General features: G+C 64.1%; 15 protein-coding genes and 1 pseudogene. 4 read left to right on the top strand and 12 right to left on the bottom strand.

Annotation, left to right across the window (positions count from 1 at the left end):
* Positions 1–177: 177 nt before the first annotated feature.
* Complete coding sequence (locus ACZ6C6_RS34235) at positions 178–372, top strand: helix-turn-helix domain-containing protein (protein ID WP_365686575.1); 195 nt, start codon at positions 178–180, stop codon at positions 370–372.
* A gap of 327 nt (positions 373–699) precedes the next feature.
* On the opposite strand, the gene ACZ6C6_RS34230 is transcribed toward ACZ6C6_RS34235, so the two are convergent.
* Positions 700–1,584, bottom strand: coding sequence for a hypothetical protein (locus ACZ6C6_RS34230; protein WP_365686486.1), 885 nt, complete (start codon positions 1,582–1,584; stop codon positions 700–702).
* 122 nt (positions 1,585–1,706) lie between these two features.
* Here ACZ6C6_RS34230 and ACZ6C6_RS34225 point away from each other — a divergent pair, with 122 nt between their 5' ends.
* The gene (locus ACZ6C6_RS34225; protein ID WP_365686487.1) at positions 1,707–1,889 is read left to right on the top strand and encodes a hypothetical protein; all 183 of its coding nucleotides are present in this window, start codon (positions 1,707–1,709) and stop codon (positions 1,887–1,889) included.
* Positions 1,890–1,938: 49 nt separating this feature from the next.
* Here ACZ6C6_RS34225 and ACZ6C6_RS34220 read toward each other — a convergent pair.
* Positions 1,939–2,914: pseudogene (locus tag ACZ6C6_RS34220) on the bottom strand (tyrosine-type recombinase/integrase).
* Between the two features lie 148 nt (positions 2,915–3,062).
* Complete coding sequence (locus ACZ6C6_RS34215; protein WP_365686488.1) at positions 3,063–3,689, bottom strand: hypothetical protein; 627 nt, start codon at positions 3,687–3,689, stop codon at positions 3,063–3,065.
* 302 nt (positions 3,690–3,991) lie between these two features.
* On the opposite strand from ACZ6C6_RS34215, the gene ACZ6C6_RS34210 reads away from it, so the two are divergent.
* On the top strand, positions 3,992–4,165 hold the full coding sequence (locus tag ACZ6C6_RS34210) for a hypothetical protein (protein ID WP_161207907.1): 174 nt from the start codon (positions 3,992–3,994) through the stop codon (positions 4,163–4,165).
* A 111-nt stretch (positions 4,166–4,276) separates the two neighbouring features.
* On the opposite strand, the gene ACZ6C6_RS34205 is transcribed toward ACZ6C6_RS34210, so the two are convergent.
* Positions 4,277–4,516, bottom strand: coding sequence for a hypothetical protein (locus ACZ6C6_RS34205; RefSeq protein ID WP_365686489.1), 240 nt, complete (start codon positions 4,514–4,516; stop codon positions 4,277–4,279).
* A 456-nt stretch (positions 4,517–4,972) separates the two neighbouring features.
* Here ACZ6C6_RS34205 and ACZ6C6_RS34200 point away from each other — a divergent pair, with 456 nt between their 5' ends.
* A complete protein-coding gene (locus ACZ6C6_RS34200; RefSeq protein ID WP_469208672.1) occupies positions 4,973–5,200 on the top strand; it encodes a hypothetical protein in 228 nt (75 codons plus the stop codon).
* Between the two features lie 115 nt (positions 5,201–5,315).
* Here the strand turns inward: ACZ6C6_RS34200 and ACZ6C6_RS34195 are convergent, their stop codons facing one another.
* From ACZ6C6_RS34195 to ACZ6C6_RS34160, 8 genes are all read right to left on the bottom strand, one after another.
* Complete coding sequence (locus tag ACZ6C6_RS34195) at positions 5,316–6,197, bottom strand: helix-turn-helix domain-containing protein (protein WP_365686491.1); 882 nt, start codon at positions 6,195–6,197, stop codon at positions 5,316–5,318.
* 10 nt (positions 6,198–6,207) lie between these two features.
* Positions 6,208–6,474, bottom strand: coding sequence for a hypothetical protein (locus ACZ6C6_RS34190; RefSeq protein ID WP_365686492.1), 267 nt, complete (start codon positions 6,472–6,474; stop codon positions 6,208–6,210).
* A gap of 1,262 nt (positions 6,475–7,736) precedes the next feature.
* The gene (locus ACZ6C6_RS34185) at positions 7,737–7,946 is read right to left on the bottom strand and encodes a hypothetical protein (protein ID WP_365686493.1); all 210 of its coding nucleotides are present in this window, start codon (positions 7,944–7,946) and stop codon (positions 7,737–7,739) included.
* A 647-nt stretch (positions 7,947–8,593) separates the two neighbouring features.
* On the bottom strand, positions 8,594–8,749 hold the full coding sequence (locus tag ACZ6C6_RS34180) for a hypothetical protein (protein WP_365686494.1): 156 nt from the start codon (positions 8,747–8,749) through the stop codon (positions 8,594–8,596).
* 315 nt (positions 8,750–9,064) lie between these two features.
* The gene (locus ACZ6C6_RS34175; protein WP_469208669.1) at positions 9,065–9,463 is read right to left on the bottom strand and encodes a DUF3307 domain-containing protein; all 399 of its coding nucleotides are present in this window, start codon (positions 9,461–9,463) and stop codon (positions 9,065–9,067) included.
* A gap of 81 nt (positions 9,464–9,544) precedes the next feature.
* Entirely contained in the window at positions 9,545–9,718 is a 174-nt protein-coding gene (locus ACZ6C6_RS34170) for a hypothetical protein (protein WP_365686496.1), read from the bottom strand.
* Positions 9,719–9,800: 82 nt separating this feature from the next.
* Positions 9,801–10,232 carry a hypothetical protein gene (locus ACZ6C6_RS34165; protein ID WP_365686497.1) on the bottom strand — a complete coding sequence of 144 codons (432 nt, stop codon included), beginning with the start codon at positions 10,230–10,232 and terminating at the stop codon, positions 9,801–9,803.
* A 1,033-nt stretch (positions 10,233–11,265) separates the two neighbouring features.
* A complete protein-coding gene (locus ACZ6C6_RS34160) occupies positions 11,266–17,544 on the bottom strand; it encodes an FG-GAP-like repeat-containing protein (RefSeq protein ID WP_469208667.1) in 6,279 nt (2,092 codons plus the stop codon).
* Between the last annotated feature and the right edge of the window lie 436 nt (positions 17,545–17,980).

Genomic DNA, 17,980 nt, shown 5'->3' with positions numbered 1-17,980 from the left:
GCCGTCTCTGAAATGTGGACAGACGAGAACGCCGCCCGCGCCCGGCTGGCCGCCCTGCATGAGCGAGCCCGTCGCGAGACGTCGGATCAGAACCCACTGGCTCCTTCAAGGGCGCCCCGCGAGCCGTCCGCCGCCGCGCCAGCGCTTCCTGCTTCCCAACAAAGGTCGGAGCACCCGCTGCATGAGGTCGTCTTCCTGACGGTGGCCGAAGTCGCCAACATCATGAGTGTCTCCAAGATTACGGTCTACCGCCTGGTCCACAGCGGACACCTCCCGGCCATCCGCGTCGGCCGTTCCTTCCGTGTGCCCGAACAAGCCGTCTATGAGTATCTGCGGGAGAGCTGGCAGGGCGCCGAAGTCGACAACCGGTGACCTGAGCTACCGCCGGGAACATCGGTTGCTAAGCGGCCGCACTCGCGGCGGAACCTGCAAGGCAGGCTCCGCAAGCCGGGGAGGATAGATCCTGCCGCCACTTCCCGCCGGGATGCCCAGAAGATCAAATACGTAGCAAACCGCCTACTCTAAAGCTTTCTTTTTCGCTAGCGGAATTGATACCCAAGCGGGGAGCTATATACATGATTGATATTGAGAGCTGCATGGGGCCCCAGTGAGCTAAACCGTTGCGGCCTCGGGGTCGTCGGCCCGAACGACCCCCTCGAGGCACTGACCACCCGACCCTTTCGGATCGGTAGTCCCCGCTCAGCGGGGCCAGGCGGCTGGAGTGCTCGGCGGCAGTGGGATCTCGTCCAGCCGCAGCCACCGCTCCTGGCCTCTTTGATCCGGGAGGCGGAACCGTACGTCCTGCGCCTCGTCCGACTCGTACGGGGCGTCTCCGACTGCCTGCAGCAGGGCGTGCAGCCTCGGGTGGGGGGCCTGCATCGCCCGGTCGCGTACGCCCTCGGTGCGCAGGGCGGCCAGCATGAGGGAGGCGGTGTTCACTCCGGTGCGCAGGTGTCCGTCGGCGTGGGCGATCGCCTCCGGGTGTTCCACGATGGAGGCCAGGGCCTCGGGGCCGGCGACGGTGTACGTCAGCACCAGGTCGCCGCGCTGCATGATCACTTGCGCCCCCGGCTCCACCAGCGAGCCGTCCTCGCGGGTCACCATGGCCACCTTGCCGACCATTGGGCCCATGCCGATCTTTCGGACCTCGTCGAACTGCTCGATCGTCGGGTCCACGAACCGTTCGGAGTCGGGGAGTGCGAGGGCGCAGTGCCCGTTCCACTCGGTTCCCGTCCAGGTCGGTGTGAGCGAACCGTAGAGGGTTCCGGCACCGTTCTTCTTCTGGATGGCCACGGTGACCGGCAGCAGTTCGGCTCGCACTCCCAGCTGGCCGTAGGCGTTCCGCAGCGTCATGCACGCATCGACGCAGATGTTCGCCGGCGCGCGTCCGTCGGAGAGGGCCGCCCATAGGAATGGCAGCACCAGTTCCACGATCTGGTCCGGCTTGGCGTGCTCCAGCATCCGCGCCGTGAGATCCATGCTCCCCGGCAGTGCCGTAGCCGCCCTGCGCGGACGCGGTACGGAGGGACGGGCGACCCGCTTCTGCGGTGTCCGGTGCTTCTTGCCCCGCTGCTGCTTCGACATGGGCAGAGCCTAAGGATCTCAACCGGCCTTCCGACAGAGCACGTTCCGGCCGTGATCCCGGCCTGCGGGCCCCTTCCCGAACGGGCGGTCAACGGCTGGCCGGCGAGGGTATGCATCGCGGCATGAACCAACTCACCCGACGCCGCTGGATCTTCTCCCCCATCACTTCATGGCAGGCCAGGCGGCTTTCACGGACGACCGGCATCGACCACAACGCCGCATGGGTCAAGCTCCGCACCGCCACCCACCCCGAGGAAGCCGTCTACGCCTCGCGCCGGTTACCCGGCGGGCAGGACGGCCAGTAGCAGCGAAGCCCCCGGACCATGCGGCCCGGGGGCTTGGTGGTGTCCGCAGTCAGCGCTGGCTGTCGCCGGGGGCGAGCAGGCTGGTGACTTCGGCGAGGGCGGCCGCGCCGGGCTTGAAGTACTTCCTGGCAGCGCTGACGGACTTGTGGCGGGACTTCGCCATGAACAGCAGCATGGAAACGCCCTGCTCGCCGAGATGCGTCAGGCCGGAGTGGCGGAACTCGTGCGGGTCCCAGCCGGTGCCCTCCTCGCCGCCGACGCAGGTGTGCCGGTCCAGCAGGGCGCGCAGCTGACCGCGAGAGGCGGGCCAGACCGGTGTCGGGGCAGACGTCGCGCGGGGTGAGGAGCTTGCCCGGGCCGGGCCTGCGGTGGGTGACGAACAGCGGCCCACGCGTACGGTCCCCGATCAGCCGGGGCAGCAACCGGGCGGTGCCGGCGTCCCAGTAGATCGTCTCCGTCGCGTAGTCCTCGCGGGCCTGACCGCGTCAGCGGACGGCCTTGGCGCCCTTGGCTTTGACCGGGCACTGGCGGCCGCCAACGTTGAGGTCTTCGATGTTGACGCCGAGCAGCTCGTCGGCGCGGGCGACGGTCTCGTAGAGCATCCGGTAGGTGACCTTCTCGCGCAGGCCGACGTCGCGCCGGGCGATCAAGCGGTCGATGGCGGTCTTCGAGCGGACCGGGGTGTCCGAGCCCGGGTCGGGCATCCGCTTGCACCAGGCCGGGATGCGCGGCGGCTCAAGGCCCGTGTCGTGGCACCAGACGAGCCAGCCGCCGACCGCTCCTCGGCGGGCATTCCAGGTGCTGGCGGCCGCCGCGCCCCAGAGCTGTTCGAGCGCCTGGCCGATCTCGTCGTCGGCGACGGCCGACAGGGGCCGGCCCTCGCCGAGCTCGGGGACGACCTTGCCAAGCGCCGTGGTGTAACTCCGGCGGGTGTTGGCGATGGTGATCTGGTCCAGGTAGCGGTCGGCGGCGGTGCACACGGTCGCCACTCCGGAGCCGGTCTTGAGGGGGACGACGGTCGCCACGGATCTCCTTGCCACAGATAACGGGCCCCCTGGGCGTAGGACGGCGGGGACGTTCTCGCTGGTCACCGAACACCTAGTACAGATAACAGAGCAGTTACTGCACTATCAACGCGACTTGGACAACGGTCTCCCCGGAGAACGTCAGGCGTCAGGCCAAGATCCCGCTCTCGCCGAGGTCGGCGGCGGCCGCGCTCAAGAAGGCCCGGTACGCCGTACGCGCTCGCGTCACCAGGAGTTCGAGATCAGGTGCCTCCGGGTTGAACCCGTCCGCCATCAGGAGCTGGGCGTATCCGGGTGACGGTGGTGTGAGGGGTCCGCCGTCCAGGTCGTGCCCCTTGAGGGTCGCGATCGCGCGGCCGGTTGCCCGACTGAGGAGGACACACCACTTGGCCACCTGCTCCGCAGCCTCGGCAACCGGTGGCGTGGCGTCCAACTGCAGGAGGACCCGCTGAGTATCGACATCGCCCTGCCGGTACTTGAGCGCCTCATTCCAGCGCTTGTGGGCTTTCTCGGTCCACGCCTCACGCTGCTCAGGGAAGCGCTCAACCCGCGCCAGCGGGATCAGCGTGGTGGAGAGCTTGTCCAGGTAGTCGTCGACCGTCTTCGCATAGCTGGTGTAGGTGGCCCGCCTCGACTCCCGCAGGGCCCGGAGGGTCTCGACCCTCACCTGGTGGCGGGTGGTACTGCGGCTGAGGAACGCCGCGGTGGCCCCGGCCGCCGCTGTGCCGACGGCTCCGACGGTGGCACCGAGCACGGCGGCGAGTCCTGCGTCCATCGCACCACTGTGGCGACCGCCGTCCGAACAGCGCGAGACGATGATCAGCCATCTACATCCGGACAGCCGCCCACCCGGGGTCCACGGCCGCCGTCGCCGCCGCACCTTCTCCCCGCATCCCCATCCGCCCCGTACACCGCTGATCGACTTCCGTGAGAACGACCCCGCGGGCGGATCGCGCATCCACTACCAGGTCCGCCCCCTGGCAACAGAGCAGTTATCTGCGCCATGGGCGATGTCCGATCTGCCCGCTGTCGGGAGGGGACACCTTTTTTCCCGCCCGACAACCAAGGAGGACTCTCTTGCCCATCGAGATGTGGCTTCTGCTGCCGATCACCATGGTGGTCGGCTCGCTCTGCGCGCTGGCCGTCTGCCTGTTCGCCCTGCACCGCGCCAAGCCGGGTGACATCGTCGCCCTCACCCGGGAGCTGCCGGACGTCATTGCGGCCTTCCAGCGTCACCGACGCAAGCGGTGACCCGGCATGGCCGCGCATCAAAGCACCAGCGGCCTCCTGAGCGCAGAGCGGTCCGGTCCTCCGTCTCTCAGGAGGCGGAGGACCGGGCCGGGTACCCGCGGTACCCGCCCGTCAGGAAGTCCGCCGGTGCGTGTCGGCGGCGCCCCAGGCGCGCTCCTTCAGCTCCATCCGGGCGACCGGCCCGTCGGCGACCTGCGTCCAGTGCGGGTCCCGGGTGATCCGGGTGGACAGCCGGAGCAGCCGCCTGCGCAGGGGCGCGGTCTGTTCGGCCGGCGCCTCCGCCATGCGGCCGTAGGTCGCGTACCAGTCGATCTGTGCCTGAAGAAGCCCCTCGGGGAAGACGTGCGCCATACCCGCCATTAGATCAGTTGTTCGATTTTCGACGCGACTCGGCCGCACTGGTGACGTGCCGCGACGTTCGGAGGGGGGCGTCGTTCTTGGTGCAGGGAACGACCGAACCGACGGGCACCGGGATGGGCAAGGACGCCAAGCGCGCGAAGCCGGCCCGCAGGGACAGGCGGCTGCGGGACACTGGGCGCGCGGGCGCCACGGTGACCGTGCACGAGGTGCGCACGCCCGAGGACATCGCCGACGCCCTGGCCGTGATGCTGCCGCAGCCCAAGTCGGGAGACTGGCGGCCCCACGTCCTCGGTGCGGACAGGCTGTCTCTGCGGGCCGGAACCGATTCCTGGCCGCTCCTCAACGGACATCGCGTCCCGGAGGAGATGTGCGCCGCCCTCCGGATGGAGCGGCCCGAGGAGGCCGGCGACTTCGTCCTGGAGGATCTGGTCGCGATGGCCCGGAAGGATGGGTCCGCCGGATCTGAGCGGCCTCGGCGCCGCCCTCAGCAGCATGGGCGGGTGTTCCGGCCGTCAGCTCGACCACGAGGACGGCAGCATGTCCTGCTCGCGGGGCCTGGACTGTCCCGGTGTCGCGCTGCCGCACGCCGGGTGGACCGACTGCCGCTCGCACTGGCCCTGCGCGCACTGCGACGGGCCACCGGTCCGCTGGGAGTGCGACCGGCAGACGGGCTGACCACACCGGGCCGAACGGCGCGCCTCCGGGAACGCCGGCGCGCCGTACACGACCGAGGACACCGCCGCTTGTCGGCGGACAGGTCGTGTACGGCAACGAACCGCCCCTGGGGCGATCAGAAGAGCGTCTCGGTGTCCCTCTGCTCGCCCAACGGGAAGAGCGAGTCCAAGAACGCCTCTCTACTCGCCTTGGCTGCATGCCGACGCAGAGCAGGGTCGGCGGCCCGGCGCTTCACCCGCGAGGTGGGCACGGTGATCTTGGCGACAAAGGTGTGCCGCTGTCGCGGGACCATCGGCCGGTAGTACTCCGGCCCGCGCATGCCGGAACCCCTGCCCTTGTCACCGACCACCACCGACATGTCCTCCCCGCCGGTTCCCTGGCGGTCTCGGACGGGCCGGGGCATGGCCCACATCTCGCTCAGGCCCGCGTCCTCCTGCTTCTCGAAGCGCCACGCCCGGTTCCAGGCGTCCTCCCACACCTTCCAGTCGGGCGGAACCTCGCAGGCTCGCAGGAAGCCCCGGAACTGTTCGAGGGTGTGCGGCACCATCTGCTTATTCACCACGCGGTGGGCGGAACTGCGCGGAAGAACCCCGAACTCGCCGGCCCTCTTCTCCATGGTCCGCAGCGACGGCGCGCCCGCCTGCTCGTACACGTCTCGCAGGGCGGCGCTCAGGTCGGCGAAATCCCGAACGAGCCGGGGAGACGGTGCCGGGTGCCGAGCGTGCTGGTCACGGACATGCTCACGTCTGGCCTGCCGCCATAGCCTGCGGGCCTCTTCGGGCGGCGCATCACACGCCTGGGCGTATGCCAGTACCGGCGTGAGCCGGGGAACCGAAGCGCCAGAGGCAGCGCGCTGCAGGGTCGTGGCATGCAGCCCGGCACGATCAGCAAGTTCGCGGTAGGTCAGTCCAGCCCAGGCCCGTTGCATCCGCAGCCACTCCGCCAGCCGGCGCAGCCCCACGTTGGACGTGGTGATCTCTTTCTCGCGGCGTCCCACAGCACCTCCTTCAGGGAGCCGTCAGAGCGGCCTTGAGCACCGTCCTGACGGCCCGGAAGGAGAGACGGGTACTGAGCGCGATGGTGGCTCCGGCGATGAGGCCGGCCCCCGCAAGCAGCTGCAGGACTTCAAGGGCGGGTACCCCCGTGAGAGCCGTGAGGGCCGCCGTGATGACGACCACGACGATGATCACGATGGCTTCGGCCCCATTGAGGCGGCGGGCACTGGGCGATCCGTGCTCCACGCAGGGTCTGGTGGAGGGGTGGTGCTTGGACATGGGTGTCCCTGATTCTGTTCAGTTCGGCGGCCTCGCGGCCGCCGAACGCCTGGCTCCATCTGAGTTGCACCACAGGACAGTTGCCGCCGTCCCCGGCGTGGTGCGTGGACAAGATGTTGGCACCCCAGGAACGCCAATTCCCTCGTGGCGGTGGCTAATCGCGCATTTTGATGCGCCACTGTCCCCGCAAGCCCATGCGCAGGTGTGGACCTCTTCTCCGCATTGGGTGGGAACGGCACGTTGAACCCGCATGTCTGAGCTGCGGGTTGTCCGGGTGCGAACGTTGCTGTCAGTGAGCAGTGATAAGGCGAATTGATGCGCGCGCGCTTCAATCTTTGTTGCGTCCCGTACGCGCTGCTGTCACGATCCGGGCCGTACGGGTCGTGCACCTTATGTGTACAACCTCGCCCTGGTGACTCCTGGCTCCATCCACTGATCAGCAGGGAACTGAGTTTCGCGTTGCCGCGCGGACTCGCCGGAGGCCGTTGCCGCAGACGCGGCGCCGGCCTCCTTTCGTTGCCCACGAGAAAGCCGAGCAAGGGCGCTCTTCCCCGGAGGGGAAGAGGTGTCGGCGCTGGTTCCGGCTGACCCGCGCCTCCTGACCTGCGCGGACAGGGCCGCTCGCCAAGACCAGGGTCAACGAGTTGGGCAACCCTGAGCGCCACTCGAGTCCGCAACCCCGATCGCAACGAGGAGGGCGACCTGTTGGGCGACCGTCGCCGGTCCGTCGGCGAACGACCGGGTCGGGCCGCCGCGCAGGCCGGCCGGGGGACTGGAGGAGAAGGCCCTCTTCCCCCGTGGGGAAGAGGTGTCGGCGGGCGAGCTGGATGACCCGCAGTCCCTGACCTGGGAGAAGACGGCTCCGCGGAATGGCCCCCGGCAACCTGTAGAGCAACGTGTAAGGCAACCCGTACGGCAACCGGTACAGCAATCTGTACGGCAACCTGCAGGGCAACCGTCCCGGCCGGAGTCGCCGAAATGCCGCCGGGAAGTGACCCAAACGATGACCCTTGCAGGTCAGAGCAGCGATGCCGTCATGACGGCATGACGGGCCTACGTCATGCCGTCACTTGCGGTCGGTGGCCAGCGCGGCGAGCAAACGCCTGGCCATGGGGGCTCCGTACCAGGTTCCGTTCCGAGTCCCCTTTGGAGTTCCGTTTGGAGTTCTGTTCCGGGTCCCGTTTCGGGTCCCCTTGCTCCACCACGAGACGAGGGCGAAGGCGCAGCTCAGCAGCCTGGACAAGGGGGCCCGGGCGCGCCGACTACTTCCCTGGGGACCCCTCTGGCTCCCTGGCGATGCCCGGCCCGAGGGTCCGCCGGCCTTTGTGCTCGGCCACCGCCTGGTGCTCGACGTCGTCCAGGAGCCGCTCGGGCTCGACGCGCTCGACGGGCAGCAGCCGCGGTGCGGGCCCGGCCGGGGGCGTGGTCCTGGTGCTCGGGCCGGTGACGAGTCGTCGTCGCGCGGTGCTCATGGGAGGAGTCTCCCGCCTCCGGCACGCGCGCGTGTGCACCCTCGCGACCGGTCGCGGAGCGGCGTTTCGGGGCCCCCGGTATCGGAGCGGAGTGACGAAATCTTGGTCCTCCTCGCTCAGGTCGCCTCCTGAGTCGCGCCCTCGGTCGTCTCCTGCGTGCCGCCCTGGGTGCTCTCCTGAGTCGCGTCCTAGGTCGCATCGCTCGACCCTCGTGCAGGGCCTTGAAGACGTCGTCTGACCTGGACGACAAGGGGTGCGCAGAGCGCCGGTCGCGGCGCCGACTACTTCCCTGGGAGCTCGTCTTCCCGTGAGGAAGTGCCGGCCTGGTCTCGCCGGGTCCCTGGAGCCCGGCGCGCCGGCCGTGCGAATGCTGCGCCGGACCCGCCCAACGACGACCGCCAGGAACACGAACTACTGCCGGGCGTGGTCAGAAGGGGGGCCCGGCTGTTCGCTCATCGAGTGCCTCCAGGGGCGAGCGGGCGTGTGCCACTACAGGTATCGGGCGGGCGCGGGATCGGTGTCGTCCACGGCAGCCTTCGCCCTGGGTGACGTGACGGACGCGTGGTTGGGGCGGGTACTCATCGGCCGGACCTCTTCTTGTGGAGGGCCCGCCCGCACACGGTCATGTCGTCATCCGTTCCCCAGCTTCAGAAGGCGCCTAACGGCACCTCGGCGGAGGTCATCGGAATCAGGGCCTCCCAGCTCTGCCCGTGCGCGACGCAGAGCAGAACGTCCGCGAGCTCCGGGTGGCGGTAGGCCGCCACGCCGGGACGAGGTGAAGTGGGGGCGGGCTGGGTGCTCATCGTGGCCTCCTGGAAGGGCGTCGTTTCACCGTACGCGCGCCGGACCGCCCTCCAGGCGGTCATCGGCAAACCGCCCTTGGGCCCGCGGCGTTGACAGCACAGAGCCGGGGCCGGCACGAGTGGCCCCGTGCCGGCCCCGGCCGCTGTTCCTCTCTGCTCAGGCTCCGCCGTCCCGCTGCGCGGCCTTCGCGATCTCCTCGGCCAGCGCTCTGGTAGCGCGCTCCTGCTCTTCGAGCTCGCGGCGCAGCTGTTCCTGGATCTCCTGGGCGTCCATGAGACTTCCTCTTTCTCGTGATGGTGTGCGGGTGGTGGGTATTAGCTCAGTGCGGTGAGGGTGAGGGCGGCGGCGGCCAGGACCAAAACGTGCGCGGCCTGGTCGACGTGGGCGGCACCGCCGGCGGCGGCCCACTTCTGCTGACGGGCGATCCGCATCCAGGCAGCGACGGGCCACCGGCGATCGATCCAGGCATGGGTGGCGCCGATCAGCGCGACCGCGGCCGCGCCGGGCAGGACGCCGATGCTCTCGTCCAGGACGACGGCGGCGGCGACCAGGACGAGCAAGCAGGCGATGACGTGTGTGGTGGCGTGGGTGAGGTTCGCCCGCCACCCGGCCGCGCCGCGGTTGGCTTTGTGGCTGGCCTGGTGGTCGGTCTGCAGCGGGTAGTCCGCGAGTAAATGGGCGACGTAGAGCAGGACGAAGAGGGATGGGAACATGGTCTTCTCCGGTGGCTGGGGCTGTCGGGGGCGTGGGGGCGGCCGGTCTCCTGGCAGTGATTACGGCCGCCCCGAGGCGCACTACTTCTCGTCGTCAGAGTCGGAGAAGGTGACGTTGCCGTGGCCGTAGAACATGCCGCCCTTGATGCCTGTGTGGACCCCGCCGAACACTCCACCGACGATGCCGCCGTTCGCGTCCGTCTGGGCCCCGCCGTTGCTGTTGTTGACGTCGGAGCGGGTGATGTGGAAACCCATGGTGGTGGCCTCTCTGAGGTAGGTGATCGGTGGTGGGTGGTCAGATGCCGATGTGGCGACGGGCCGGAGTCGTACATCCGCCTCACCGCGGACTGCCGCTCCGGGGCGTCCAGAACGATGCCGGCGATCCGGCGCCAGGACAGGCCGTAGCTGTCCCTGAGCCGGACGACCTGAACAGCCGCACGCCGCTCCAGAGGCGGGCGAGCGCGGTGGTGTGCTGCGCGGCGAGCAGGGCCTGATCCCCGCTCTCGGCGACGTCACCGCCGCCCAAAGCCTCCAGCGCGTAGGCGAGCTGGTCGGGTTCCACGGCCTTGGCGAGGTAACCGGTGAGGTCGTCCTCCGGGGTCCAGGTGATCTCTGCCGCGAACCCGCCGCCTACACGCCCACGCCGGGCGCCCGGACGGGCCGTCGGTCTGGGACGACGGAGACGTTCCCTGACGACGCTCGCCCGGGCCGCGCACATGCGAACCGGATGATCAAAGTCCGATTCGGCCAGCACTTCCACCACGGTCATGACCCGACACACGCCGGAGTCACGAGCCGGGCAGCACCAAGCCGCCCAACATCCCTGCCACTAATATTGGCACCTGGCCTGCGGCACACACGGATGCACTACACCGCAAAAAAGATAGTTCCCCATACTTGATGAAGCTGGTTATTCTACCGATGATGTAACCGTCGGCACCTGTGTGACACCAAAGTCCGGTAATCGATAATTCGACAAGGAGACGCGCAAGCATGACAAGTGACTCTAGGCCCGCCACAGGTAAGGATCGTTCACCTAAGCTTCCACCCTCTGAGCTAACAGAGGAAGCAAGACGGCATCCAGGCGGTTGGGTATACGAAATAGATAATGGAATGGTGAGAGATCCATACGGCGAGGTGCCCCCCTCGGCCATCATCGGGGCGTGGAAGGTCGACTCAAATGGAAATCTTACTGGAGAATACCAGGAGAATAAAAATTACACGCCCAAGGCGTGATTAAAACTCGCCGCCCACATTTTAGGGTCCTTCGTATCCTCACCATTCACCTCGGACCGATCGCCAGGTTGTCATGCCTTCATGGTCGATTTCTGGGGCCCAGAACCTCTTCCTGCGGAAGGTTCCTTCGATGGCCTTAAAAAGACGCATTGGATTTCCCGCTCGAAAGATCGCCGGCCCAGTCACGATTTTTTCCCAGAACCTATCCTGCCGCCACACGGAGACAACTGCCCCCACTGGCGCCGGCGCAAAAAGAGGAACCAAGTCGCGTTCCACGACAGGTCGAGCTCTAGGGATTAGATAGACAAGTAGGGAACCTTGGGCGTGACTTGCTGGCGAGGGCCTGGCATTGATTCGGGCGCCATTGCAGCATATGAGGATTCCTCTATCATCCAGTTCTCGCCGCACCTCACGAAGAGCTTCGAAAAGATCGACGCCTGTCGCGGACAGCGTTTCCCCCTCTGCAGTGATGACATGTAGGCCCCATGGGGGTTCATCTTCATAACATACGAGCCATTTCTGCTCAGCACCTCCCGGAATTCTTGCACATACAAACGTTTTGTGCATCATGGACGGTATCCAGGGTTCTCTATCACTTGATCCGTTGGCATGCCCCAACTCCAGCGCACGGCCCTTACTATCCTATACCCAGGAATTGCGGGAAAGATTATTTCCTTCTCGGCTCTGAATACGTACCCGAACCCGAGAGCCTTGTTCATATCTATGCCTACCCCAGGGGATTCAATTTCGTAAACCCACGTGGTGCCTTTCGCCTTCTGCGGAAACATGGCAGCAAGACCCGCTCTCTTACTCGTCCCCACCACCGACGATGAACCAGCGTTATACCAACCGTACTGCTTGAGATCGAACGGGGCATCCATCGGCGAAGTCTGGAACCCCGTAGAGAAGACCTCAGAAGGGTCACGGCTGTCGCCACGAAAAACTCGCCCAGGACTTACTACAGCCTTACTGGGGGCGTTGACTCCTGGGAAGGGGTTCGCGACAGGAGCTTTACCCTTTAGAGCTCGAAGCCAATTAACCGCCGGTCCTATGAGGCTACTGCTCGCCCCGCCCACCGCGCCCAGTAGAAGGTCCCAGGGGCCTGTAGGACGGCAGTTGACTTTGTTGACTGCCCAGGAAAATCCAGCACCGACACCAGCGTTGACCGCTGTCGAGGCGGCGATGCCGCGCCACCCGGACAGTCCAAGTGCACGCGTTGCGGCCTGCCCTGCACCCGGCATGAGAAGACCAGCGATAGCCCCTGTGACGGCTCCTTCCCCGGTCGCCTTGCCGAAGTCGCTCCAGGAAAAGCCACCATTGCGATGCTTGAAGGCGTAGATGCTTCCCTCTACCACGCCGCCGACGGCAGCACCGAATCCTGCGGATATGCACAGGGGGCAGCGGCCGGATGGGTCTGTGAGGTTGGTGGGTTGGTTGTCGGCGTAGGAATAGTTACTTCTGGCGGGCTGTACTGCGTCGCGGTTGAGAGGGTCCTGGCTGGTAAACCGGCCGAGGACCGGGTCGTAGTTGCGGGCGCGCAGGTAGTAGTGCGCAGATTCAGTCATGGGCTCTGCGTATTGCCCGGTGTAGGTGAAGGGGTTAGCTGGCGCTGTCGTGACGAGTTTGTTGGTGGCGGACTTCCCGAACGCGCTGTAGCTATAGGTGTACTGGTTCGTTCCGACCGCATTGGTAAGCGCTGTGATGGAGCCCTGGCCGTCGCGGTGGTAGTAGAAGGGTCCTGCGCCCGTCTTTACGGTCTCGACCTGTCCCTGGGCGTCGTAGGTATAACTGCTTTGAAGCTGTCCAATTCCATTCGTCTCGGCTGCGACAGTGGTCAGCGGAGTAGAGATGTCCCAATAGGAGGTGCGTTGACGGGTCCCGTTCTTGGCTGCGGCGGTTCTATTTCCGTCGGCGTCGTAGGTGAATGTGACAGTATCGGGGCCGTTCTTGGTGGTGATGAGTTGGTTGCCGGCGTCATAGGTGAGAAGGTCGTTGCCATTGCTGGTTTGGTTGCCGTCGGCGTCGTAGGTGAAGGCATGGGTGGTGCCCCCGGTGGTATGAGTCAGTTGGTCGGCTTCGTCGTAGGTGTAACTGGTAGTGACACCGACGGTGGTTGATGTGGCTCGATTGCCCACCTTGTCGTAGGTGTAGGCGGTATCAGGAGTTGTTTTGGGGCAGGTTTCGGCTTTGGTTGCTGAGGTGCACTCGGTCAGAAGTTGGCCGGTGCTGTCGTAGGTGAAGTAGCGGAATGATTCCGTCTTTCCCTGAGTAACGGAGTCAATCCTCAGGGGCTGTCCGACGGGGTTGAGAATCTGCTGCCAGTTGGTAAGGGTTGTATTCCCCTTGGTGCTCTTTACTGCCGTGAGTTGGCCAGCGTTATCGTAGCTACGACTTTCAGTGTGGCCGTTGCCTGCGGGAAGTGTGGTGGTGGTGAGGTTTCCGGCCTGGTCATAGGCATAACTTATGGTGGTGTTGTTGGCCGTCTCTGAGATGCGACGGCCGTCGTTGTCATAGCTATATGTGGCGCTGGTGTTCGTTATCTGGGAGGCCGTGGAGCGTGACTTGAGGTTGCCGTTGCCATCTCCATGCCAGGCGAGCAAGTGACCGGCCGTGTCGGTGGCAACGGCATCGAGGGTCGCACCGGCGTCGAACTTGCCGGCCAGTGGCTGTCCGTAGTTCTCCCAGCTGTCAGCTTGGGTGATCCGGGTTCCGAAGGTGCCGTCACCCTTGCCGGGGTAGAAGTAGGTGAGTTTGGCTGTGGTGCTGCGGCTGAGGAAGTCCTGCTTGCCGTCGCCGTTGAAATCACCGGGCGTGAGGTTCATGGGGCCCCAGCCGGTTCCCAGGTCAGCTCTAGTACCGAACAGCCCGTTGCCGGTCCCTGGGTAGAAGTAAAGGGTTCCATCGGATTTTATGGCAAGGAGGTCCGGCTTGGTGTCGTTGTTGAAGTCGAGGCTTGCGATGCGGTAAGTGCCCCAGCCAGAGCCAATGGCAATTCGGGTTCCGAAGGTGCCGTCACCCTTGCCGGGGTAGAAATACATTTTGTCTTCGGATGCGTTGATCGCGAGGAAGTCTTGGTTGCCGTCCTTGTTGAAGTCGGCTGCTGTGAGAGACATTGCCGCCCACCCCGAACCGCGGTCGGAAGGGGTGTCAAATCCTCCCTTGCCGTTGCCGTCGTAGCGCAGCAGATGCCCGGTGGATTTCTCGATCGCCAGGAGGTCGAGTTTGCCGTCCCCTGAGTACTCGATGAGTAGTGCCTGGCTGAAGCCGGATCCCGAGCCAGCGATTGTGGTCCCATCGACAAAGGTTCCGTCGGCCGAGCCGAGGTAGGTACGGATGCCGCTATCACCATCCGTGCGGAGCACGTCGGTGATGCCGTCGTCGTTCAGGTCTCCGGTGAGGGTCTGGGCTGCTCCGGTCCAGTCCAGGGCCTGTTCTTGTGTGGGTGCGGACCGTTTGGTGAGGCGGCCTTCGGCGTCGTAGGCGTAGGTGAAGGCGCCACCGCCAGTAGTGGGGGTGACTGCGGTGAGTCGCCCTGTCTTGTCATAGGTGAAGGCGCGGGTGCTGAAGGCGTCCGTGACTCGGCTGGGGTGCCCTATGGCGTCATAGCTGTATGAGACGGCTGGGGTGCCGTCGGAGTACGTTCGTCTGGTGACTTGCCCGCGGACGTCGTAGGTGTTTGAGATGGTCTGGCCACGGGCGTTGGTCAGCTTGGTGAGGTTGCCTTCGGGGTCGTACTGGTAGGTCTGGGACCGATCGAGAGGATCTGTAGTACTGGCAAGGCGTCCTGCGTTGTCGTAGGTGTACGACGTGGCGTGCTGGTTGGCGTCGGTCCGTTTGGTCATGTTGCCGAGCGCGTCGTACTCCATGGTCGTTGCCCCGTTGTCGGGAGCCACGATCTTCTTCAGCCGTCCGAGGCTGTCGTACTCGTAGGAGGTTTTCTTTCCTCGGGGGTCGGTGCGCTCGACCATGTTGTTGAGTTGGTCATAGACTGCATCAACCTTGTTGCCAAGAGGATCGCTCTGGCTGGTGATGTTGCCCGCGGCGTCATAGGCAGTGCGCCAGGTGTACTCGTCCGGGTCAGCACCAGCGATGTTGCCGCGCGGGTCTACCAGTCCGATCTGACGGCCGCTGTCGTCGTAGCTGTAGGTGGTCTTGAATCCGAGTGGTGAAGTTTCTGAGATCAGGTTGCTTGCGGCGTCGTACTCGTACCTGACGATCTTTCCAGTCCGGTCCTTGACCGATTTGAGTCGCCCGACTTTGTCGTAGGTGTTGGTCGTAACTTTCCCGAGGGCATCGGTTGTCGTGAGGACATTTCCCTCACCGTCATACGTGGTCTCGGTGGTGTGTCCTAGCGGATTCGTCACCTTCACCGGACGGTTTTCCGCGTCGTAGTCAGTCTGCGTGGTGTTTCCAGCAGGATCAGTAACTGTGATCTGATTTCCGACTTTGTCGTAGCCGTAGGTCCAGGTGAAGGGCTTCGGGTCCGCTCCCTCGATGTTGCCTCGTGGAGTGGTTATCGAGGTGATGTGCTGGGCTTTGTCGTAGGTACGTGTGGTCTTGGCACCTGTGACATCGGTGGTGGTGACAGGGTTGCCCATGACGTCGTAGGCGGAACTGACGGTCTGCCCCGCCGGATTTTTGGTCTGGGTAAGTTGGTTGGCGGCATCATAGGTGTAGATGGTGGTCTTGCCAGCCGCGTCCGTGGTCGTGGCCAGGTTGCCAGCTGCATCGTAGGTATAGGTCGTCTGCTGACTCTTCGGACCGGCGACATTCAGAAGACGGTTAGCTTCGTCATAGCTGTACTTGGTCGTATATTCAGCCGGGTCCTTGCCGCTGATGTTCCCCCTGGGGTCAACAGTCGAAGCGACTCTCCCAGAGTCATCGAAGGTCTGGGTGGCACGTGAGCCATCTGGGTAGGTCACCGATATCTGATGGCCGGCACTGTCGTATCCGTAATGTGTAATTTTGCCACGGGGGTCCGTGACGGATTCCAACTGCCCTCGGGTCGTATAAGTGAATTTAGTGCTGTTGCTTAGCCCATCGACGATGCTGTCCAGCAAACCGCCGCCATTGTAGGTGTATGTAGTCTCACGCAATTGAGGGTCGGTGTACTTGGTGACATTTTCGCTACTATCGTAGGCGTACTCGAATTGACCCGAAGCCGGCTTTTGGATACCGGTTAGCCGTTGATTTTCATTATATGTGTACCGGGTTACTTTTCCTTCGGGGTCCGTGATCTTGCTGACGTTCGCGGAACTGTCATAACCGTAGAACGTCTTATTTCCGAACGGGTCGTACTGGGCGGTGATGATATTGCCAGAATAGGCATCTGTCCAGACGCCGCCGTCCGGAGCCGTAGTGTCTGTTGTGGACCCGTTGTAGGAGAACTTAGTCACCCGGCCCAGGGCATCTTGCTGGCTGGTTACCTGCCCTTCGCTGTTATAGATGTTTCGGACCGGATAATTTCCCCTAGCGTCCTTAATCGATTCCAACCGACCGGAGGCGTCATACCCGTAAATGGTGTTGCTCTCGTCAAGTCCAGTGACTCCGGACAGTCGCCCTGCAGAGTATGCGTAGTCGACGGTTCGTCCATCGGCAAGAACAATGCGGTTAAGCAGGTCACCGCTATAGCTCGCCGTCGTTACGCGCCCGGCAGAGTCGGTCGCGCTTGTCACACGGCCAGCCTCGCGGTGATAAGTCACGCCATTACCTGACCGGTCCTTTCGTGAGAGCAGCGCACCGTCCTTACTAAAGGCGTAGGTCACTTTCTGCGGCGTTATAAGTGCATATGTATCATCGGACAGCTTAGCGAGGCTCGATCGGGACGTCACCGGCGTGGTGAACGAGGATCCGTCCTTCTCGTACACGTAACTGGCGCCATTCTCGGAGACATAAGTAACTGCCCCATTATTCCCTATGACAAGCCGGGCATCCCACGGAAGCGACCAACCCGGACCAAGCGACCGGCCTGTATCTTCGGCAGAAAGACCAGCGGGATCAGCAGAGTTGGTCGAGGAATAGTGGCGGGTCAGATCAATTCCGCCACCAGGAGAGGACTCATAGACATCATCAACTTCGATCGAGAACGCCCCGGTAGCCGTGTTAACCGAAGATCCCCGATAAGTCTGGGGCTGCGAAAAGGCTGCTATGGAAGATCCGCAGCGACTGCTACAGTCTGCCGTCTGACCGTCAGGGATGCTACCTAGGAGCTCCGCATAGGTAGCAACCAAGCCTGTTCTGTTATTGTCCGTCGTAGTTACCTCTGCCTGTATACCAAAGTCTCCAGGAGTTCCCGTTCCTTCGTCGCACTGGTCCGCAGCCACTGCGGTATTAAAGGTGAAGACCGGGTTGTCAGCGGGCTTGTTGTAGAAATCCCAAAGAGAGGAGTGTGTGACCCCTTTTTGCCCAAGGTCATACTCCTTAGAGACTCCCCGACACACGACAATCCATGTTACTTTTACGGGGTGGAGAGCATCGATTACATTTCCTTCTGCATCCCAACGCTCATCAGAGTTGGTTGCCTCAACCACGCCTGTAACGTTTTCACCTAGAATAACAGTTCCGTGATCATCATCAGCATATTCAACGTAGGCTCGAATTCCCCCTTCGGCGCCGTAGATACGAATGTAGTTCGCTGACCCCCACCAGAGTTGATCGTCTGGAGAAGACGCGCTGCCGTGGGCTCCTGCATCTTTCTGTGCGGCAGCATACTGACGCAGATCCTGTTTCCGCCTCTCCTCAGGAGAGCTCGGTGACGAGGTCGGAGGAAGAGACTTTTGGGCGTAAGCACGATCCCTCAGCACTTGATCGTGCCGCTCTTTCAGTGTCATTGCCTTTTGTTTCACGGCCGGGCGGGGCCCCTCTTTGGAGGCCCCAACTCCGGCCACTGACTGCTTCTGCGGCAGTGCGACCGCATTGGCGCCAAACAGACTAAGAACTACGCCGAAGACTACGAGACATGTGATCATCGACCGGAGCAACGAACGGCTGGATCTCATATTTCCCCCCACAGCTAGCCCTCTAAAGACACCTGGCCATGATCTTTAAATAGCAGAAGAGAACGCTACCGAAGGCGCCGCGTTCATGACATGGAACACAGTAAGAGTGACACACGTCACTCCGGAATCAATAGTTCCACCCTGTTAACTAAAGGCTGTCCCGTAACTACTGGTGCCCCTCGGCAGAGTCCGGTACGGGCCGATTGGTCGAGGGCTCACTGCGGGTGGCAAGCCGGGCTGCAACAGGACAATCCGGCTCTCCGAGGTGACACTGGCCGGCCCG

It is taken from the genome of Streptomyces sp. NPDC041814, from assembly GCF_055590565.1.
Note: the sequence above shows the minus strand (reverse complement) of the source record. Positions and strands in the feature narration are given on the sequence as shown.